The organism is Streptomyces sp. NBC_01255 (assembly GCF_036226445.1).
In the GTDB taxonomy this organism is placed as follows: Bacteria; Actinomycetota; Actinomycetes; order Streptomycetales; family Streptomycetaceae; genus Streptomyces.
In genome coordinates, this window is the sequence record NZ_CP108474.1 from 1,881,984 (window position 1) to 1,902,265 (window position 20,282).

The 20,282-nt window shown below is 72.0% G+C and carries 17 protein-coding genes and 1 pseudogene; 3 read left to right on the forward strand and 15 right to left on the reverse strand.

From position 1 onward, the window contains the following. Window positions 1–138 precede the first annotated feature (138 nt). Both OG357_RS08120 and OG357_RS08125 read right to left on the reverse strand, forming a co-directional pair. Complete coding sequence (locus OG357_RS08120) at window positions 139–720, reverse strand: TetR/AcrR family transcriptional regulator (RefSeq protein WP_329620507.1); 582 nt, start codon at window positions 718–720, stop codon at window positions 139–141. 81 nt (window positions 721–801) lie between these two features. Beyond that, entirely contained in the window at window positions 802–2,397 is a 1,596-nt protein-coding gene (locus tag OG357_RS08125; protein WP_329620508.1) for a serine/threonine-protein kinase, read from the reverse strand. 317 nt (window positions 2,398–2,714) lie between these two features. Here OG357_RS08125 and OG357_RS08130 point away from each other — a divergent pair, with 317 nt between their 5' ends. Continuing rightward, window positions 2,715–3,878 (forward strand): agmatine deiminase family protein, encoded by a 1,164-nt coding sequence (locus tag OG357_RS08130; RefSeq protein WP_329620509.1) that lies wholly within the window; start codon window positions 2,715–2,717, stop codon window positions 3,876–3,878. Between the two features lie 39 nt (window positions 3,879–3,917). Here the strand turns inward: OG357_RS08130 and OG357_RS08135 are convergent, their stop codons facing one another. Beyond that, the gene (locus OG357_RS08135; RefSeq protein ID WP_329620510.1) at window positions 3,918–4,709 is read right to left on the reverse strand and encodes a bestrophin-like domain; all 792 of its coding nucleotides are present in this window, start codon (window positions 4,707–4,709) and stop codon (window positions 3,918–3,920) included. A gap of 236 nt (window positions 4,710–4,945) precedes the next feature. Beyond that, entirely contained in the window at window positions 4,946–5,515 is a 570-nt protein-coding gene (locus OG357_RS08140) for a DinB family protein (protein WP_329620511.1), read from the reverse strand. 212 nt (window positions 5,516–5,727) lie between these two features. Between OG357_RS08140 and OG357_RS38815 the strand changes: the two are divergent. Beyond that, window positions 5,728–5,958 (forward strand): annotated as a pseudogene (locus tag OG357_RS38815) (molybdopterin-dependent oxidoreductase); the annotation flags it as partial. 98 nt (window positions 5,959–6,056) lie between these two features. Here the strand turns inward: OG357_RS38815 and OG357_RS08145 are convergent. Next, window positions 6,057–8,084 carry a sigma-70 family RNA polymerase sigma factor gene (locus OG357_RS08145; protein ID WP_329620512.1) on the reverse strand — a complete coding sequence of 676 codons (2,028 nt, stop codon included), beginning with the start codon at window positions 8,082–8,084 and terminating at the stop codon, window positions 6,057–6,059. A 71-nt stretch (window positions 8,085–8,155) separates the two neighbouring features. After that, complete coding sequence (locus tag OG357_RS08150) at window positions 8,156–8,479, reverse strand: YciI family protein (RefSeq protein WP_317602152.1); 324 nt, start codon at window positions 8,477–8,479, stop codon at window positions 8,156–8,158. Window positions 8,480–8,655: 176 nt separating this feature from the next. On the opposite strand from OG357_RS08150, the gene OG357_RS08155 reads away from it, so the two are divergent. Next, entirely contained in the window at window positions 8,656–9,330 is a 675-nt protein-coding gene (locus tag OG357_RS08155; protein ID WP_329620513.1) for a DUF998 domain-containing protein, read from the forward strand. 64 nt (window positions 9,331–9,394) lie between these two features. Here OG357_RS08155 and OG357_RS08160 read toward each other — a convergent pair whose 3' ends face one another. From OG357_RS08160 to kdpF (OG357_RS08200), 9 genes are all read right to left on the reverse strand, one after another. After that, entirely contained in the window at window positions 9,395–11,896 is a 2,502-nt protein-coding gene (locus tag OG357_RS08160; protein WP_329620514.1) for a sensor histidine kinase KdpD, read from the reverse strand. Between the two features lie 14 nt (window positions 11,897–11,910). Then, window positions 11,911–12,597: a response regulator transcription factor gene (locus tag OG357_RS08165; RefSeq protein ID WP_329620515.1), complete on the reverse strand. Its 687-nt coding sequence runs from the start codon at window positions 12,595–12,597 to the stop codon at window positions 11,911–11,913. 119 nt (window positions 12,598–12,716) lie between these two features. Continuing rightward, complete coding sequence (locus tag OG357_RS08170) at window positions 12,717–13,385, reverse strand: potassium-transporting ATPase subunit C (protein WP_329620516.1); 669 nt, start codon at window positions 13,383–13,385, stop codon at window positions 12,717–12,719. A gap of 6 nt (window positions 13,386–13,391) precedes the next feature. Next, complete coding sequence (kdpB, locus tag OG357_RS08175; RefSeq protein ID WP_329620517.1) at window positions 13,392–15,554, reverse strand: potassium-transporting ATPase subunit KdpB; 2,163 nt, start codon at window positions 15,552–15,554, stop codon at window positions 13,392–13,394. Continuing rightward, on the reverse strand, window positions 15,551–17,215 hold the full coding sequence (kdpA, locus tag OG357_RS08180) for a potassium-transporting ATPase subunit KdpA (RefSeq protein WP_329620518.1): 1,665 nt from the start codon (window positions 17,213–17,215) through the stop codon (window positions 15,551–15,553). The genes kdpB and kdpA overlap by 4 nt, the downstream gene beginning before the upstream one ends. A 9-nt stretch (window positions 17,216–17,224) precedes the next feature. Next, entirely contained in the window at window positions 17,225–17,314 is a 90-nt protein-coding gene (gene kdpF, locus OG357_RS08185) for a K(+)-transporting ATPase subunit F (RefSeq protein WP_329620519.1), read from the reverse strand. Beyond that, the gene (locus OG357_RS08190; RefSeq protein WP_329620520.1) at window positions 17,311–17,439 is read right to left on the reverse strand and encodes a hypothetical protein; all 129 of its coding nucleotides are present in this window, start codon (window positions 17,437–17,439) and stop codon (window positions 17,311–17,313) included. Before OG357_RS08190 ends, kdpF (OG357_RS08185) begins: the two co-directional genes overlap by 4 nt. A gap of 101 nt (window positions 17,440–17,540) precedes the next feature. Then, entirely contained in the window at window positions 17,541–19,958 is a 2,418-nt protein-coding gene (locus OG357_RS08195) for an ATP-binding protein (protein WP_443066642.1), read from the reverse strand. Between the two features lie 98 nt (window positions 19,959–20,056). Then, the gene (gene kdpF, locus OG357_RS08200; RefSeq protein WP_267041926.1) at window positions 20,057–20,146 is read right to left on the reverse strand and encodes a K(+)-transporting ATPase subunit F; all 90 of its coding nucleotides are present in this window, start codon (window positions 20,144–20,146) and stop codon (window positions 20,057–20,059) included. Between the last annotated feature and the right edge of the window lie 136 nt (window positions 20,147–20,282).

Genomic DNA, 20,282 nt, shown 5'->3' on the forward strand with positions numbered 1-20,282 from the left:
GCGGGGCGCCCGCGGCGGCTGGGTCCACAGAACCGCGCGGCGCAGACCGTGCACATAGACGCTTGGCCGCAGGGACTTGGACTTTCCGGGCCGGGGACTCGCGGAGGAGTACGGGGGGGACCTGCCGAGGGCCGGAAGCTACGACTGCGGCAGCCGGTCCAGCTCCACCTCGACGGCCTGCGCCATGAGGCTGCGTGCGTGGTCGATCGCGAGGCCGCCGCTCAGCCAGCGCATGCTCAGGCCCTCCAGCAGAGCCGTGAGCCGTTCGGCGGCCGCGGCGAGCCCGACCGCCGGGGCCAGCGGCCGCACCTGACCGAGGAGCCCGGCCACCTCCTGCACCCACACCATCGTCGCCCGGGCGAGGTCCTCGCGCAGGACGGGGTCGAAGACGGCGCTCGCTCGCAGTTCGCCCCACGCCGTGCTGTTCTCCCGCACCTCGGGGGTGTCCTGGAGCTCCAGGAGCAGCACCTGGTCGAGCTCCTCGCGGGGGCTCAGCGGCTCCGCCGCCTCGTCCTGCGCCGCGGTGTACCGCTCGGCACGGTTGTTGATGAACTCCAGCGTGTGGCGCAGGATTCCGGTGCGATCCTTGAAGTGGTAGTAGATCAGACCGGTGGAGACCCCGGCCTCTTCGGCCAGTTCCTCCACGCGGAGCCCGCGGACCCCGCGCCGGGCGATCACCCGGGCGGCCGCTTCCAGGATCTGAGTACTACGAGATGCCATGTCACGAACCCTATCCGGACCACCGCGCGGCACCCGCGCTCGGTCCGGCCACCGCCGCCGCCACCCGGGGGCCGAGGACGCTCAGCCGTTCCGCCGGTACTGGCTCAGCACGAGGGTGACGGGCCCGCCGCCGGAGGCACCGTCGACCAGTCGCGCCACGACGAGCCGCTTGCCGTCGGCGGCGCGGACGCAGAACGGCCGCTCGTCGGCGAGCTCGTCGAACGGCAGGCTCGTCACCGGTTCCGCGTCGAGCCCGCGCTCGCAGTCGGCCGGGCCGAGCACGTACCCCGAGGCGACGAAGGCGTCGGCGTCCTCGGGGAGCACGAAACCGCCCTTGTCCCGGGCGAGGTACCAGTCGGCGGTCTCGGCGGGCGCCACCTTCCCGGCGCCCAGGTCGAACTCGTAGCCGTCGTCCGGAGCGGTCAGTTCCGCGTCCGCGTAGCCCGGCGTGTACCCGGCGGCCGGCCGCGCGCCGCCGCCCCGATCCGGATCGGCCGCCGGCCAGTACGCGACGCCCGCCACCACCAGCCCGGCGAGGACGGCGGCGCCACCGGCCGCCAGAGCCGTACGACCGCGCCGCTTCCCGGGCCGGCCACGCCGTACGCCCGGTCCGCGCGGCGGTGCGGGCGGGGGGACGCGCGCGGGTACGGGCGCGGGGACGCGCGGGGGTACGGGCGTCATGACCCGATCCGTGGGCACCGGGACCGCGGGGGCGGCCGCCCGTGTGGGGTCGTCGTGCGGCGAGCGCCCGTCGAGAGTCGCGGTCGGCCACCGCTCGTCGGGCAGCCGAAGCTCCTCGGGCAGCCGGAGGTCGCCGGGATCCGGCGAGGGGCCGACGGCCGGGTGCGCGCGGACGGCGGCGATCAGCTCCGCCGGAGTGGGACGCCGCTCCGGGGCCTTGGCCAGGCAGTGCCCGACGAGCGCGCGCAGCTCCGCCGGTACGCGCGAGAGGTCGGCGGGCTCGTGGACCACGCGGTAGAGGGCCGCCGACTCGGGCCCCGACCCGAAGGGCAGGGCGCCCCCGGCGACGTACGCGGCCAGCGCGCCGAGCGCGAAGACGTCGGTCGCGGGCGTCACGGCGTGCCCGAGGGCCTGCTCGGGAGCCATGTACGCGGCGGTGCCGATGCGCAGACCGGTGCCGGTGAGCCCGGTGGCGTCGGCGGCGCGCGCGATGCCGAAGTCGATGACGCGCGGGCCGTCCTCGGCGACGAGGACATTCGCGGGCTTGAGGTCACGGTGGATGACACCCGCCCCGTGGATGACCTGAAGGGCCTCGGCGATCCCGGCGACCAGGCGCAGCACGGTGGGCGCGGGGAGCGGGCCGTGGCGCTCGACCACCTGCTGGAGCGAGGGGCCCGGGACGTAGGTGGTGGCGAGCCAGGGGACGGCGTCGTCGGCGCCGGCGTCCACCACCTGCGCGGTGAACAGGCCGTGGATGCGGCGCGCGCTCGCGACCTCCTGGGCGAACCGCAGGCGGAACTCCGGGTCGGCCGCGAAGTCCTCCCGCACCACCTTCAGGGCGATGGGCCGGCCGCCGGGGGTGTGGGCGAGGTAGACGACCCCCATGCCACCGGAGCCGAGCCGGGCGTGGACCCGGTAGCCGCCGATCTCTCGGGGGTCGTCGGGTGTCAGCGGGAGGTGGGCCGGCTGAACCACGGGCGGCGGGGTGGAGGACATGAGCGGCTCTTTCGGCGGTACGGAACGGCGGACCGATGGGGCGCACGGCGCGCCCTGCGTCCGAGAGTGCCCGTTGACTAAAGTTTCAGTCAATATAGCCTCCGAGTACCCATGCCCTCCCTCCCTGGCTGTTTGACTGAAAATTCAGTCAGTGCCAGAATGAAGCTCACGGCCACCCCCACTCACGCCGCTGCCCAGCCGTCTCCACGGCCGCTGTACGCGTGAAGCCAAGGCCCGCGATTCCGCCGCCGCGCCGCGTCACCGCGATCCGCCGGCCGCCGCCGGATACTCTCGCCAGCCCACGATCGGAGCACGCTGTGTCCCACTTCATCCCCACCCGCCGCACCGCCCTGCGCGCCTTCGCCGGAATCGGCGCCGCGCTCGGCCTCGGTGCCGCCGCCTGCGGACCGGAGGACTCCGCACTCGGGGGCACGGCCGCCGCCCCCTCCCGTACGCCCGCCGCCGACGGGGAGCGGCGCTTCGGCGCCGAGTGGGAGAGCCACGTCCGTACGTTCATGTCCTGGCCGGCCCTCGCCTCCGTCTGGGAGGAGGACCTGCCCTACGTACGGGATGACATCGCCCGTATCGCGCGGGCCGTCGGGGAGTACGAGGCGGTCGTGATGATGGCCCGCCCGGAGCAGGTGGCGGCGGCGCAGCGGGCCTGCGGCAGCCAGGTCGAGGTCATCCCGCTCGCCGTCGACGACCTGTGGGCCCGCGACACCGTCCCGGTCTTCGTCGAGGACGCCGGCGAGGTCATCGGGGTCGACTTCAACTTCAACGGCTGGGGCGACAAGCAGGAGCACACCAACGACGCGCAGGTGGGCCGGAAGCTCCTCGCCAAGTACGGCATCCCGCGCGAGCAGGCTCCGCTCGTCGCCGAGGGCGGCTCCTTCGAGACGGACGGCGAGGGCACGCTCCTCATCACCGAGAGCTCGATCGTCAACGACAACCGCAACCGCGGGAAGAGCCGGGACCAGATCGAGGACGAGCTGATCGAGACGCTCGGTGTGGAGAAGGTGGTCTGGCTCGCGGGCGTCCGCGGCGAGGACATCACCGACGCGCACGTCGACAGCCTCGTCCGCTACACCGCGCCCGGCGTGGTCCTGCTCGACCAGGCGTTCCCCGGCACTCCCCCGGACTCCTGGTCCCGCTCGGCCGACCAGGCCCGCTCGGTGCTCGAGAAGGCGACCGACGCGCGGGGCCGGCGCTTCGAGATCATCGACCTGCCGCAGCCCGACCTCGACAGGATCACCGGAGAGGGCGACGACTTCGTGTCGACCTACGCGAACTTCTACGTCGCCAACGACTCGGTCTTCCTGCCCAAGTTCGGCGACCGGAAGGCCGACGCGCGGGCGAAGGCCATCCTCCGGGAACACTTCCCGAAGCGGGACGTCGTCCAGCTGCAGATCGACACCATCGCCTCGGGCGGGGGCGGGATCCACTGCGCCACCCACGACGAGCCGGGCAAGCCCGCCGCCTGACCGTTCCCGGCGGCCCGCCCCCCGTCGCCCGCCCCTCCGTCACGGCGTCCAGTAGCGCGCGAGCGCACCCTCCCGGTACGGCGCCGGACTCACGCTGAGTTCGCCGGCGAAGGGGCGGTCAAGGACGAAGACCAGGAGCAGGCTGAAGCCGATGAGGGCGGCGACGGAGGCGACGAAGAGAAGCTGGATCCGCAGCTTGCGCATGCCGTAGAGGAAGGTGAGCGGGATCAGGACGAGTGCGCCGCCGAAGGCCAGGGCCTGGAGCAGCGGGGGAAGTTGCTGCTCGGCCATGGTCAGGCGGGCCCGCCGCTGGGAGGCGACGTCGTTGAGGTGGTCGACGGCCTCCCCGTAGAAGACCTCCTCGTGGGCGGTCTTCGGCTCGTACTCCTGGAGCACGTCGTAGACGGCCTGGAACTTGACGGCGGTGGCCTCGTAACTCGGCACGCCCTCGCGCATCAGGGGCCACTGGACTTCCACGACGGCGTGGACGTAGTCACTGAGGGCGTCGTCGAGGCGGGCGCGGACCGGGGGCGGGAAGGCGGCGGCGTCCCGGGCGATGAGGGCCATGTCCGTGGCCTCGGCGGCGACGATCGTCTGCGTGCTCTCCAGTTGTGTCCAGAGGGTGACGATGACGAAGGCGAGGATGATCCCGTAGATCGCGCCGAACATGCCCAGCGTCACGCCGACCATGTCGTTGTGTTCGCCCTCCGCCAGGGAGGGGTACCTGCGGCGGAGCAGCACGCTGCCGGTGACGGCCAGGACGACGGTCCCGCCGACGGTGGCCACGGCCAGGGTGAACGTACTGAAGTGATTGAGCAGCCAGAGCGACATATGCGGGGAGTGTAGGGATACGTGGGGATACGCCGGACCGTCGCCGCCCGCCCGCCGGCGGGGGCGCATGAGGGTCCGTCACCCGCGCGGGCGGTGGGACACGCTCCGTTCGTCCACGTCGCCGCGCGCCGCCACCCGTGAGAGTCCACACCATCGAGTGAGACGGCGGTCGGCGCCCGGGCATCACCGGGGTCGGCGCGATGACACTCGGCCGTATCCGGCCCTCCCCGCTCGCGCTACTGCCCCACTCGTCCGTCCACGCACTCGCGCAACAGGTCGGCGTGCCCGCAGTGGCGGGCGTACTCCTCGATCCGGTGGACCATCAGCTCGCGGACGGCGATGCCGTCCTTCGCCAGGCGCTCGTTCAGGTCCGGGTGGCCGGCGAGCACGGCGTCGGTCGCGGCCTGCTCGCGCTCCAGGTCGGCGTAGGCGGCGTCGACCACGGCCTGGTCCGCCACGGCGCCGAGGAAGTCCCCGTCGTCCTCGCCGTACAGGCTCGGCAGCGGTTCGCCGTCGACGATCCAGTTCTGCCAGTCCCGTTCCACCTCGGCGAGGTGCCGGATCAGGCCGAGCAGCGACATCGTCGACGGCGGCACCGACCGGCGGGCCAGCTGCTCCGGGTCCAGGCCCTCGCACTTCATCCGCAACGTCAGGCGGTAGCCCGAAAGGAAGTCCAGCAGCGTCGCGAGCTCGCCCTCCGGGGCGTCTCCTTCGCTGTTGCGGGGGTCGTCGTCCGGGTCCGCCCACATGTCGGGGTAGACGCTCGCCTGGCTCCATCGCGCGGGTCGGTCACTCATACGCCCCATGATCGTCCGTGCGCCACGGGTCGGCCAATGGTTTTGCGAGCGCTGCGCGTGAGGTTGGTGCATGAGACCGGAGGATGCGAGCGTTCAACTCGTAGCAAACTCACAAATGCCGGTCTGTGAGGTCGATCTGATGCGCAATCATGGTTCTCGGGTGAGCCGGTCGGGTATCACTGGGCGCAGCCGCCGCCTCGACCGCTCGAAGGGGATCGACGATGACTCGTCACAGCGCCACCGCACCCCGCTCGCATCCCGTACGCGCCGGAGCCTTCTCCGTCTGGGGGGACGTGGCCCATCCGGCCAGTCTCACCGTCGCGGACCTACGGCAGGGCTGGGCGCAGCACCGGGCCGACGTCGTCTTCGACTGCGCCACCGCGGGACCGCAGCACCACACGTTCACGGGGCCCCTGCTCCGCGACGTCGTGGCCGGGACCCGGCCGACCGCTGCGGGGCCCGGTACGTCAGCGCCGTCACCGGCATCTGGATCGGCTCGTGCCGCACTCCCTCGACGCCCTCCTCGATGTAACCGCTCGATGGGCCCCGGTCAGCGATCCCGGTGGTGCGGCTTGAGCCGGCGCAGGGTGTAGCCGTCGCGGGCCGGGTCCAGGGGCCTGGTGGCCTGCTTGAAGAGGAACTCGGCCCGCTCGTACGAGAGTCGGCGGCGGCCCGTGTCCGGACACAGGTCGGACGCCCCGGGCGTACGGGCCGGGCCGGGGCGGCGGTCGGAGAGGAAGACCGGGCCGCGTGTCCGGCCTTCGAGCAGCCGGGGCAGGAGCCGGGCCGCTCCGGAGCGCCAGCTCACCCAGGCGCCAGGGGAGTCGGGCGAGCCGGAGCGGGCGCGGCGGTCGTCGAGGTCCAGGTCCTCGACGTTCAGGGAAAGGACCGCGGTCGCCCCGGCGCCCGACTCGTTCAGCAGCCGCCACAGCGTCTCCTCGCGCAGCGGCAGGTCCGGGAGGCCCCAGACCGCGTCGAGCTGCGCGGGGCCGAGAGGCAGTGCCCGGGGGCGGGTCCCGGCGCGGCGGTCGAGCCCCGTGGTGAGGTCGTCCAGGTCGGCCCAGGCGCCGAAGGACCGGACGGCTGCGCGGTGCCGGTTCCAGGTCGCCGCCGCCGCCTCGCCCCAGGCCGTCGTGAACACCCGCGTCACCTGGTCCGCCGTGAGGGACGCCAGCGGCTGCCGGTCGCCGAGGGTGCGGCGGAGGCGGCGCAGGGTCTGCCCGTACGAGCGGCTCGTCGCGGGGTCCAGGTCGTCCCGGCGCAGGAACTCCTCAGCCGCCTCCCCCAGGACGGGGCCCGCCGGAGCGGCGGCACCGAGCTCGTCCGCGCGCCGCTCCAGGAAGGCGCGCTCGGCGGCGTTCCGCGCGAGGGACGCCGCCCGCCGGAACTCGACGCGGGCCTCGTCGAAGCGGGCGAGCCGGGCCAGCAGGTCTCCCCGGACGCTGGGGAGGAGGTGGTAGTCGCGCAGCACCGGATCGGTGAGGAGGGCGTCGGCCAGTTCGAGCCCCGCCCCCGGCCCGTACGCCATCCCGACCGCCACGGCGCTGTTCAGCCGGACGACCGGCGTCGGCAGGATCCGGGTCAGGGCCTCGTACAGGGAGGCGATCTGGGCCCAGTCGGTGTCCTCCGCGCTCCTGGCCTGTGCGTGGCACACGGCGATCGCCGCCTGGAGCATGTACGGGCCGGGGGCGCCGCCCGCCTCCCCTTCGGCCAGACCCTCCCGGGCCTTCAGCATCGCGGTGAAGCCTCGGCGGATGAGCAGCTGGTCCCAGCGGCCCCGGTTCTGCTCGTGGAGGGGGACGGGCTCGCCGGACGGGCCGGTGCGGGCGGCGGCGCGGGACGCCTGGATCTCCATCAGCGCGACGAGCCCGTGCACCTCGGGTTCCCCCGGGGCCAGTTCGGCGAGGAGCCGGCCGAGGCGCAGGGCCTCCAGGCAGAGTCCGGGCCGCATCAGATCGTCGCCGGAGGTCGCGGAGTACCCCTCGTTGAAGATCAGGTAGATGACTTCGAGGACCGAGGAGAGCCGCTCGGCCAGGTGGTCGCCGTCCGGCAGCTCGAAGGGGACGCCCTCCTCGGCCAGTGTCCGCTTGGCTCCGGCGACGCGCTGGGTGATCACCGTCTCGGTGACGAGGAAGGCGCGGGCGATCTCCTGGGCCGTCAGGCCGCCGAGCAGGCGGAGCGTCAGGGCGGCACGGGCCTCGGTCGGCAGCACCGGGTGGCAGGAGAGGAAGACGAGCCGGAGGACGTCGTCCGGCTCGTCGTCCGGCCGTGCGTCGGGGTCGTGGTGGTGGTCCTGTCGCTGTCCCAGCTCGTGCGCGAGCTGCTCCTGCTTGCGTTCGAGGCGCCGGCTGCGGCGGAGGTGGTCGAGGGCGCGCCGCTTGGCGGTGGTCGTCAGCCAGGCGCCGGGGTTGTCGGGGACGCCCGAGACGGGCCACTGTTCGAGGGCGGCGACGAGGGCGTCCTGGGCCAGCTCCTCGGCAAGACCGACGTCGCGGACCATGCGGGTGAGCGAGGCGACGATCTTCGCCGACTCCAGTTTCCAGGCCGCATCGACCGTGCGGTGAACGTCCGGCAGCACAGGAACGATCACAGCACCCGCCGCGGCTCGGTCGCAAGCCGCGGGGGTGCTGTGATCGGGTGTCTCGGGTATCAGGGGCCGAAGACCTCCTGGACGACGCTCTCGCCGTCGCCGACGATCCGGCGGAAGCGGCGGGCCAGCTCGATCGCCTCCTCCTTGGAGCGGACCTCGATCAGCGCGAAGCCGGCCACGGCCTCCTTGGCCTCGGCGAAGGGCCCGTCCGTCACGGTGATCTCGTCCCCCGCGGAGGTCACGCGGACGCCGCCCGGCTCCAGGCCTCCGGTTGCCAGGAGCACACCGGCCGCCGTCAGCTCCTCGATGAACCGGCCCATCTCGGCGTACAGCTTCTCGTCGGGGGCGGTGTCGGACGGCTTGGTCGTCATCAGGTAGCGCATGGGGATCTCTGGTCCTCTCATCGTTCCGGTCATCGTGCCGGTGATCGTTCCGGGTGGTTCTGCCTAAGCGTCGAACAAGTCCATGTGACAGGGAATGCGGGCGTTCCCTGTCACATCGCCGGATCGACGTGTCATCGAGAAGCAGATCGCCCCGGACACCGGAAGAGAGCCCCGACATGGCCACCACGCAGACCGCCCCCCGCACCGCCGCGACCGTCGCCCCCTCCCCCTCCACCACCCGCTCCCTGCTCACCGTCGCGGTCGTGGCGCAGCCCCTGTGGGCTCTCGTGGCGCTCACCCAGGCCGCCACCCGCGACGGCTACGACATCACCCGCCACCCGCTGAGCGCGCTCAGCAACGGGTCCCTCGGCTGGATCCAGATCACCAACTTCGTCCTCGCCGGTGTCCTGACCGTCATCGGCGCCGGCGGACTGCGCCGGGTCCTGCGGGGTACGCCCGGCGGGACGTGGGCGCCGCGGCTCGTACGGCTCAGCGGTGTCGGCATGATCGCGGCGGGCGCGTTCGTGATGGACCCGGCCGACGGTTTCCCCGTCGGGACGCCGGACGGGATGCCCGCCGCGCTGTCCTGGCAGAGCTACGCGCACTTCGCCGCCGGTTCGGTCACGTTCATCTCGCTGATCGCCGCCTGCTACGTCCTGGGCCGGCACTTCGGCCGCGCCGGGATGCGGAAGCACGCCATCGGTTCGCGGATCGCGGGTACGGCGCTGCTGCTCGGCAACGGCTGGGCGATGAGCGGCGGCAAGGCCGGCACGCTCACCCTGGCGATCGGCGTGATCACGGCGATGGTGTGGATCGCCTCGGTCGCCGCCCGGTACCGCCGCGCCCTCTGAGCCCCGCCGGCTCAGCCCGCCCGCTCAGGCCCGCTTGCTCAGCCCCGCCCGCTCAGCCCCGCCCTCATGGCGCGGCGCGGCGCAGCGCGAGCACCATGGTCAGGCCGCCGCCCGGGGTGTCCTCGGCGGAGAGGGTCCCGCCCATCGCCTCGACGAAGCCCCTGGCCACCGCGAGACCCAGCCCCACGCCCGCCCCGCGTGGGGCGTCGCCGTACCGCTGGAAGGCCCCGAAGATGCGGTCCTTGGCCTCGTCGGGGACGCCGGGGCCCCGGTCGACCACGCGGAGTTCGACGCGGTCGGCGATCGTGCTCGCCGCCACGAGGACGGGTGCGCCGTCGGGGCTGTACTTGACGGCGTTCTCGACGATGTTGGCGACGGCCCGTTCCAGGAGGCCGCGGTCGACGGCGACCATCGGCAGGGTCTCGGGGATGTCCAGCTCGACGCTGTCCTCCGGTACGCCCGCCAGCGCCATCGGGACGACCTCGTCGAGGTCGGTCTCCCGGATGACGGCGGTGACGGTCCCGGTCTCCAGACGGGAGACGTCGAGGAGGTTGCCGACGAGGTGGTCGAGCCGGTCGGCGCCCGCCTCGATGCCTTCGAGGAGTTCGGCGCGGTCCTCCTCGGACCACTCGACGTCGTCCGCCCGCAGCGAGGTGACGGAGGCCTTGATGCCGGCGAGGGGTGTGCGCAGGTCGTGGCTGACGGCGGCGAGCAGGGACGTACGGATCTTGTTGCCCTCGGCCTGTTTCCTGGCCTCCTCGGCCTCGCCGACGAGCCGCTGACGGTCCAGTACGACGGCGGCCTGGGCGGCGAACGCGCCGAGGACGCGCCGGTCCTCGGCGGGCAGGACCCGGCCGGTCAGTGCCAGGGCGAGGTGGTCGCCGACGGGCATGTCCACGTCGGCGTCCTCGGGGCGGCCGACGGACCGGGGCCCGACGACGGCGACGCAGTTCCAGGGCTCGGCCTCCTCGGTGCGCTCCAGGAGCGCCACCGACTCCATGGCGAAGGTCTCCCGGACCCGTTCGAGGAGGGCTTCGAGGCTCGTCTCGCCGCGCAGGACGCTGCCGGCGAGGAAGGACAGGGTCTCGGCCTCGGCCCGCAGGCGGGCGGCCTGATGGGTCCTGCGGGCGGCGAGGTCCACGACGGAGGCGACCGAGATCGCGACTCCGACGAAGATCACCAGGGCGACGATGTTGCGGGGGTCGGCGATCGTGAGTTCGTGGACCGGCGGGGTGAAGTACCAGTTGAGCAGCAGCGATCCGACGGCCGCCGAGGCGAGGGCGGGGCGGAGCCCGCCGAGGAGCGCGGCGGCGACGACGAGCGTGAGGAAGAGCAGGACGTCGTTGGCCAGGCCCAGGTCGGGGCTGACGGTGCTCAGCAGGAGCGTGAGCAGGGCCGGTCCGGCCAGGCCGGCCACCCAGCCCCAGATGGTCCGGGAGCGGCCCAGCCGCGCGCCGCGGGCGACGGGCAGGCCGCGGCCCTTCGCCGCCTCGTCGTGGGTGACGATGTGGACGTCGAGGTCGGGGCCGGACTCGCGGGCGACCGTGGCGCTGACTCCGGGGCCGAAGACGTAGTGCCAGGAGCGGCGGCGGCTCACGCCGAGGACGATCTGGGTCGCGTTGACCCCGCGGGCGAATTCGAGCAGGCCGGAGGGGATGTCGTCGCCGATGACGTGGTGGAACGTTCCGCCGAGGTCCTCGACGAGGGTCCGCTGGACGGCCAGCTCCTTCGGCGAGGCGGCGGTGAGGCCGTCGCTGCGGGCGATGTAGACGGCGAGGACCTCGCCGCCCGCGCCCTTCTCGGCCAGCCGGGTGGCCCGCCGTATGAGCGTGCGGCCCTCGGGGCCGCCGGTCAGACCGACGACGATCCGCTCGCGGGAGCCCCAGATCTTCGAGACGCGGTGCTCGGTCCGGTACTCCTGGAGGTACTCGTCGACGCGGTCGGCCGTCCACAGCAGGGCCAGTTCGCGCAGGGCGGTGAGGTTGCCGGGGCGGAAGTAGTTGGAGAGCGCCGCGTCGACCTTGTCGGATGTGTAGATGTTGCCGTGGGCCATGCGGCGGCGCAGGGCCTGGGGCGACATGTCGACCAGTTCGATCTGGTCGGCGCGGCGCACGATCTCGTCGGGGACGGTCTCCTTCTGCCGTACCCCGGTGATCGACTCGACGACGTCGCCCAGCGACTCCAGGTGCTGGATGTTGACCGTCGACACGACGTCGATGCCCGCGGCGAGCAGCTCCTCGACGTCCTGCCAGCGCTTGGTGTTGCGGCAGCCGGGGACGTTGGTGTGCGGGAGCTCGTCGACGAGGGCGACGGCCGGCTTCCTGGCCAGGACCGCGTCGACGTCCATCTCGGTGAAGCTGGTGCCGCGGTACTCGACGGTGCGGCGCGGGACCTGTTCGAGGCCGTGGAGCATCACTTCCGTACGGGGACGGTCGTGGTGCTCCACGAAGGCGACGACGCAGTCCGTACCGCGCTCGACCCGCCGGTGCCCCTCGGAGAGCATCGCGTACGTCTTGCCGACACCCGGCGCCGAGCCGAGATAGATCCGAAGCTTGCCGCGTCCCATGGTGTCGTTCGTCCTCAGGCTTCGAACCGGTAACCCATACCGGGTTCGGTGATCAGATGGCGGGGGTGGGCGGGGTCCGCCTCCAGCTTGCGCCGCAACTGGGCCATGTAGACCCGGAGGTAGTTGGTCTTGCCGCTGTAGCTCGGCCCCCACACCTCCTGGAGCAGCCGGCGCTGGCTGACGAGTACCCCCGGGTTGGTGACCAGGATTTCGAGCAGGTGCCACTCGGTCGGCGTCAGCCGTACGTCGTGGCCCCCGCGGCGGACCTTCTTGGCCGGCAGATCGACGGTGAACGCGTCGGTGCTGACCACCATCGCCGTCTGCGGCTGCGGCGGCGACTCCCGCGTACGGCGGGTGGCGGCCCGCAGGCGGGCGAGCAGTTCGTCCATGCTGAACGGCTTGGTCATGTAGTCGTCGGCGCCCGCGTCGAGCGCGCGGATCTTGTCCTCGGAGCCGCTGCGTGCGGACAGGACCAGGACCGGGGCGCGGCTCCGGCCGCGCAGGCCCTTGATGACGTCGAGGCCGTCCATGTCGGGCAGCCCGAGGTCGAGCAGGATCATGTCCGGCTGCTCGGCGGCCACGAGCCGGAGGGCGGTGGCACCGTCGGGTGCCGCGTCCACCACGTACTTCCGAGCCTGGAGGTTGATCACCAAGGCTCGTGCGAGCTGAGCGTCGTCCTCCACGACCAGCACCCGGGTCATCGGCGTGCTGCCTGCCTTCCTCTTGTCGTCCCACGGGACGTCGTCCCATGTGCGGCGGGAGTCGACGGGCCCCGGTCGCTCCGGGGCCCGCCGACTCCCACTCCGATGCGATAAGACCATCAGCCCTTGGTCAGTTCCTTGAGGGCGATGTTGAGCTGGAGCACGTTGACGCGGGGCTCACCGATGAAGCCGAGGATGCGGTCGTCGGTGTGGTCGGCGACGAGCTTGTCGACCTGGGCGACGGTCAGCCTGTTCTTCTCGGCGATCCGGTGGACCTGGAGCTTCGCGTACTCCGGGGAGATGTGCGGGTCCAGGCCGGAGCCGGAGGAGGTGACCGCGTCCGCCGGGACGTCGGACGGCTTGACCGTGTGGCCGGCCGTCGAGTTGTCCTTGATCACGGCCGCCTTGGCGTCCTTGACCCACTGGATCAGGTCCTCGTTGTCACCGGAGCGGTTGGTCGCGCCGGAGAGGATCAGCGTGTACTGGCCGTTGACGCTGTTGGTGCCCAGGCCGTTGGAGGGACGGGGCTGGAACCACTTCAGGTCCGGGGCCGCCGTCTCCTCGCCGTCCTTCAGCGGCAGGTTGTAGGTCTGGCCGATGAGCTCGGAGCCGACGACCTTGCCGCTCGCGTCGGTGATCTCGGAGCCGTTCGCCTTGCCGGGGAAGACCAGCTGGGCGACGCCGGTGACGGCGAGCGGGTAGAGGACGCCGCACACGACGGTCAGGACGAGGAGGGCGCGCAGGCCTGCCCAGAGGACGCGCCCGGTGTTTCCTACGGAGTTGTTCATCGTGGGTCAGCCGATTCCGGGGATGGTGGAGAGGAGCAGGTCGATGATCTTGATGCCGATGAACGGGGCGATCAGGCCGCCGAGGCCGTAGATCCCGAGGTTCCGCCGGAGCATCGAGTCGGCGCTGCTCGGCCGGTAGCGGACGCCCTTGAGGGCGAGCGGCACCAGGGCGATGATGATCAGCGCGTTGAAGATGACGGCCGACAGGATCGCGGACTCGGGCGAGGCCAGGCCCATGATGTTGAGCTTGTCCAGGCTCGGGTAGGCGACGGCGAACATCGCGGGGATGATCGCGAAGTACTTCGCCACGTCGTTGGCGATCGAGAAGGTCGTCAAGGCGCCGCGGGTGATGAGGAGTTGCTTGCCGATCTCGACGATCTCGATGAGCTTGGTCGGGTTGGAGTCGAGGTCGACCATGTTGCCGGCCTCCTTCGCGGCCGACGTACCCGTGTTCATCGCCACGCCGACGTCCGCCTGGGCGAGCGCCGGTGCGTCGTTGGTGCCGTCACCGGTCATCGCGACGAGCTTGCCGCCCGCCTGCTCCCGCTTGATGAGGGCCATCTTGTCCTCGGGGGTGGCCTCGGCGAGGAAGTCGTCGACACCCGCCTCCTCGGCGATGGCCTTCGCGGTCAGCGGGTTGTCGCCCGTGATCATGACCGTCTTGATGCCCATGCGGCGCAGCTCGTCGAACCGCTCCCGCATGCCCTCCTTGACGACGTCCTTGAGGTGGATGACGCCCAGGACGCGGGCGCCCTTGTCGTCCTTGACCGCGACGAGCAGCGGCGTACCGCCGGCCTGCGCGATCCGGTCGGTCAGGGTCTCGGCGTCGTCGGCGACCGTGCCGCCCTGCTCACGGACCCAGGCGACGACCGAGCCGGTCGCGCCCTTGCGGGTCTGCTTGCCGTCGACGTCGACACCCGACATACGGGTCTGGGCGGTGAACTCGATCCATGTGGCGTGGGCGAGCTCGCCCTGGTGGCGCTCGCGCAGGCCGTACTTCTCCTTGGCGAGGACCACGATCGAGCGGCCTTCGGGCGTCTCGTCCGCGAGGGAGGAGAGCTGGGCGGCGTCGGCCAGTTCGGCCTCGGTGGTGCCCTTGACCGGGACGAACTCCGAAGCCTGCCGGTTGCCCAGCGTGATCGTGCCCGTCTTGTCGAGCAGCAGCGTCGACACGTCGCCGGCGGCCTCGACCGCTCGGCCCGACATGGCGAGGACGTTGCGCTGCACGAGCCGGTCCATGCCGGCGATGCCGATCGCCGAGAGCAGGGCGCCGATCGTCGTCGGGATCAGGCAGACGAGCAGGGCCGTGAGGACGATCAGGGAGGTCTGCTTGTCGGCGCCCGCGTAGATCGCGAACGGCTTCAGCGTGACGACGGCGAGCAGGAAGACGATCGTGAGGGACGCCAGCAGGATGTTGAGGGCGATCTCGTTGGGGGTCTTCTGGCGCGCGGCGCCCTCGACCAGGCTGATCATCCGGTCGATGAAGGTCTCGCCGGGCTTCGTCGTGATCTTGACGACGATGCGGTCGGAGAGGACCTTCGTACCGCCGGTGACCGCACAGCGGTCGCCGCCGGACTCGCGGATGACCGGGGCGGACTCGCCGGTGATGGCGGACTCGTCGACGGAGGCCACGCCCTCGACGACGTCACCGTCGCCGGGGATGACGTCGCCGGCCTCGCAGACGACCAGGTCGCCGATGCGCAGCTCGGTGCCGGGGACCCGCTCCTCGTTCTTGCCGATGACGCGGCGGGCGACGGTGTCGGTCTTGGCCTTGCGCAGGGTGTCGGCCTGGGCCTTGCCGCGGCCCTCGGCCACCGCCTCCGCCAGGTTGGCGAAGATGGTGGTCAGCCACAGCCAGACGGTGATCGCCCAGCCGAACCAGTCGCCCGGGTTCTTGATCGCCAGGACGGTGGTGACCACCGAGCCGATCAGGACCACGAACATGACGGGCGACTTGATCATCACGCGCGGGTCGAGCTTCTTGACCGCGTCGGGGAAGGACTTGATCAGCTGCTTGGGGTCGAACAGTCCTCCGCCGATCCGTCCGGTGGCCTGGTGTCCCCCGGACAGGTCGCCGTGGGGCGCCTTGGTCGGGGTGGTGGACACGCTGTCCTCGGACTTCTCTGCGTCGAGCTTCTTCACGTCGGTGTTCTTCACGTCGTTGGTCATGCCGCGAGCCCTTCGGCGAGCGGTCCCAGCGCGAGGGCCGGGAAGTAGGTGAGACCGGTGATGATCATGATCGTGCCGACCAGGAGGCCCGTGAACAGCGGCTTCTCCGTGCGGAGCGTGCCCGCGGTCTCGGGCACCGGCGTCTGCTCGGCGAGCGAGCCGGCCAGGGCGAGCACGAACACCATCGGCAGGAACCGGCCGAGCAGCATCGCGATGCCGATCGTCGAGTTGAACCACTGTGTGTCGGCGTTGAGACCCGCGAACGCGGAGCCGTTGTTGTTGGCACCGGACGTGTAGGCGTACAGGATCTCGGAGAAGCCGTGCGCGCCGGAGTTCGTCATCGAGTTGGACGGGGTGTCCAGGGCCATCGCGACGGCGGTGAAGCAGAGCACGAGCGCCGGGGTGACGAGGATGTAGCAGGCCGCGAACTTGATCTCGCGGGTGCCGATCTTCTTGCCCAGGTACTCGGGGGTGCGGCCGACCATCAGACCGGCGATGAACACGGCGATGACCGCCATGATCAGCATGCCGTAGAGGCCGGAGCCGACGCCGCCGGGCGCGATCTCGCCGAGCTGCATGCCCAGCATCGTGATGCCGCCGCCGAAGCCCGTGTACGAGGAGTGGAAGGAGTTGACGGCGCCGGTCGAGGTGAGCGTGGTCGCCACCGCGAAGATCGACGAGCCGCCGATCCCGAACCGGGTCTCCTTGCCCTCCATCGCACCGCCGGCGAGGTCGAACGCGGGACCGTTGTGGGCGAACTCCGTCCACATCATCAGGCCCGTGAAGACGAGCCAGATGGTGGCCATCGTGCCGAGGATCGCGTACCCCTGCTTGATCGAGCCGACCATGCGGCCGAAGGTGCGGGTCAGGGCGAACGGGATGACCAGGATCAGGTAGATCTCGAAGAGGTTCGAGAGCGGGTTGGGGTTCTCGAAGGGGTGGGCCGAGTTGGCGTTGAAGTAACCGCCGCCGTTCGTGCCCAGCTCCTTGATGACCTCTTGCGAGGCCACGGCCCCGCCGTTCCACTGCTGCGTGCCGCCCATGAACTGGCCGACCTCGTGGATGCCCGCGAAGTTCTGGATCGCGCCGGTGGCGACGAGGACGAGCGCGCCGATCACGGAGATCGGCAGCAGGATGCGGACGGTGCCGCGGACCAGGTCGGACCAGAAGTTGCCCAGCTCACCGGTACGGGAGCGGGCGAAGCCGCGGACGAGGGCGACCGCCACGGCGATCCCCACCGCCGCCGAGACGAAGTTCTGCACCGCGAGGCCGCCGGTCTGCACGACGTGGCCCATGGCCTGCTCGCCGTAGTACGACTGCCAGTTGGTGTTCGCCACGAACGAGGCGGCGGTGTTGAACGCCTGGTCCGGGTCGATCGAGACGAAGCCCAGCGAGCCGGGCAGCGAGCCCTGGAGCCGCTGGAGCAGGTAGAGGAAGAGGACGCTCACGGCGGAGAAGGCGAGGACACCGCGCAGGTAGGCGGGCCACCGCATCTCGACGGTCGGATTCGCGCCGATGCCCTTGTAGATCCACTTCTCGACCCGCAGGTGCTTGTCCGAGGAGTAGACCCGGGCCATGTAGTCGCCCAGCGGGCGGTACGAGAGGCCCAGCGCGACGATCAGTGCGAGGAGCTGGAGAACCCCAGCAAGAACAGGACTCATGGTCGTACCTCAGAACCTCTCCGGCTTGACGAGGGCGAGGACGAGATAGCCGAGGAGGCCGGCGGCCACCAGCAGACCGATGATGTTTTCGGCATTCACAGCTTGGCCACCCCCTTGGCGATGAAGGCCACCAGCGCGAAGATCGCGACCGTGGTGGCGACGAAGGCCAGGTCGGCCATCGTGAGCTCCTGAGTGAAGAACGGATTCTCGGACGAGATGAGCAAACCGCCTTCCAGCCAGGTGGCGGCTTCCGTTAACGCCCCCCATACGTCCCGCAGCGCGCTCTTGACGCGTCCCCTACGCGACAGACTTGGATGCGGGGCTCTCAGACCGCGCAGGGCAGCGAGACGACCATGGTCAGGCCGCCGCCCGGGGTGTCCTCCGGGGTCAGCGTGCCGGACATGGCCTCGGTGAGGCCGCGGGAGAGCGCCAGGCCGAGGCCGACGCCCGTGGTGTTGTCGGTGTCGCCCAGGCGCTGGAACGGTTCGAAGACCCGCTCCCGGTCGCCTTGGGACAGTCCGGGGCCGCGGTCCACGATCCGGAGCTCCACCCGGCCGGCGAGCACGCTCGCGGTGAGCAGGACGGGGTGGGCGGGCGGGGCGTACCGGCTGGCGTTGCCCACCAGGTTGGCGATCACCCGCTCCAGGAGCGGAGGGTCGGCGAAGACCGGCGGGGCCTGCTCCAGGCCGCGCAGGACGGGCCGGGGCGCGTCGGGCGGCAGGGCGTCGAGGGCGGCGGCGAGGACCTCCTCCAGGGCCGTGGCGCGGAGCGAGAGGTTCAGGGCGCCCGCCTGGAGGCGGCTCATGTCGAGGAGGTTCTCGATGAGCCGGGCCAGTCGGGCCATGGACTCGTCGGCGGTGGCGAGGAGCTCGTCGCGCTCGTCCGGGGTGAACTCCACGTCGGTGCTGCGCAGGGAGGCGACGGCGGCCCAGCCGGCGGCGAGGGGCGTGCGCAGGTCGTGGCTGACGGCGGCGAGGAGGGCCGTCCGCATCCGGTCGGCGGCCCGTACGGGTTCCACCAGGGCGGCGGCCTCCGCGAGCCGGGCGTGTTCGGCGGCCGCGGTGACGTGGGCGGCGAGGGCCGCGAGGACGCGACGCTCGGAGGACGGCAGGGGCCGGCCGCGCAGGACCAGGAACCGGCCGTCTCCGACGGCCACTTGGCTGACCGCCGGATCGTCCGGGTGCGCGGCGGTGAGCCGGGTGACGGCGGCGAGGTCGGCGGAGTCGACGAGCTCGGCGGATTCGGCGCCGAAGATCTCGCGGGTACGGGCGAGCAGGGCGGGCACCGTGTGGTCGCCGCGCACGACCGACCCGGCGAGCGAGGAGAGGATCTCGGCCTCGGCGGTGGCCCGGGCCGCGCGCCGGGACAGCCGGAGGGACCGGTCGACGGCGCCGGCCACGACGGCGGCGACGAGGACGAACACGCCGAGGGCGAGCATGTTGTCGGCGTCGGCGAAGGTGAAGGCGCCCTCGGGCGGGATGAACCAGTAGTTCAGCAGGAGCGACGCGGCGACGGCGGCGACCAGCGCCGAGACGACCCCGCCGAGACAGGCGACGCCGACGACGGTGACGAGGAACAGGAGCGCCTCGCTGGTCAGGTTGAACACGCCCCGCGTGCGGTCGAGGAGCAGCGTGAGCAGGACCGGCAGGACGAGCCCCGCGACCGGTCCTGCGATGCGGCGCCAGGCCGGCAGCGTACGGCGGCGGTACGGGAGGAGGCGGCCGTGACCGGCCCGCTCGTGGGTGACCGTGTGGACGTCGATGTCGCCGGAGAGCGCGACGGTCGTCTCGCCGATGCCGCGGCCGGTCAGGAAGCGTTCGAGGCGGCGGCGTCTGCTGGTGCCGAGGACGAGCTGGGTGGCGTTCTCGGCACGGGCGAACTCCACGAGCGCCGTGGGGACGTCGTCCCCGACGACGGTGTGGTAGCTGCCGCCGAGGCTCTCCGCGAGCCGCCGCTGGCGGGCGAGGGCGGCGGACGAGGTGCCCGCCGCGAGGCCGTCGCTGCGGACGACGTGCACGGCGAGCAGCCGGCCCTGGGCGGTCCGGGCGGCGATGCGGCTCGCGCGCCGGATCAGGGTGTCGCCCTCGGGGCCGCCGGTGAGGGCGACGACGATCCGTTCGCGGATCTCCCACACCCCGCCGATGCCGCGCTCGGAGCGGTACCTCCGCAGGGCCTCGTCGACGCGGTCGGCGACCCAGAGGAGGGCGAGTTCGCGCAGGGCGGTGAGGTTGCCCGTACGGAATTGGCTGGCGAGGGCGGCGTCGACCTCCTCGGGCGGGCGTATGTTGCCGTGGGCCATCCGGCGCCGCAGTTCCTGCGGGTCCATGTCCACGAGCTCGATCCGGTCGGCGCGGCGGACGACGGCGTCGGGGACGGTCTCGTCCTGCGGCACTCCGGTGATCTTCTCGACGACGTCGCCGAGCGACTCCAGGTGCTGGATGTCGACCGTGGTGGCGACGTCGATGCCGGCGGCGAGGAGTTCCTCGATGTCCTGCCAGCGGTGGGTGTTGCGGTGGCCCGGGGCGTTGGTGTGGGCGAGGTCGTCGACGAGGAGCAGACCGGGGGCGCGGCGCAGGGCGCGGTCGAGGTCGAGTTCGGGGCGGCCGGCGTGGACCCCGCGGGCGGGCTCCAGGGTGTCCAGGCCGGCGAGCAGCGACGCGGTGTGGGGGCGGCCGCGGCATGCGGCGACGCCGACGACGACGTCGGCTCCGCGCGCGGCTCTGCGGCGGCCCTCGTCCAGCATCCGGCAGGTCTTGCCGACCCCGGTGGCGGCACCGACGAAGACCTTGAGCCTCCCCGGACGGATCTCCGGGTCGGCGGGCTGCGACGGCGCGGGAGGGTTCAGAACTTCTCCGGGCGGATCAGCGCGGCCACCAGGTAGCCGACGAGGCAGACGGCCACGATCAGTCCGACGATCTTCTCCACACTCATGCGACCACTCCCTGGTGATTCCCGGCCGAAGGCCGATCGGTGTCCCTGTGGGGAGGAAACCCGCTGAGCGGCGTCCCTACGAGCACCTTGACGGGTCTCTGACGGGGTCTTGACGTGTCTCCCCAACGTCCGTCAG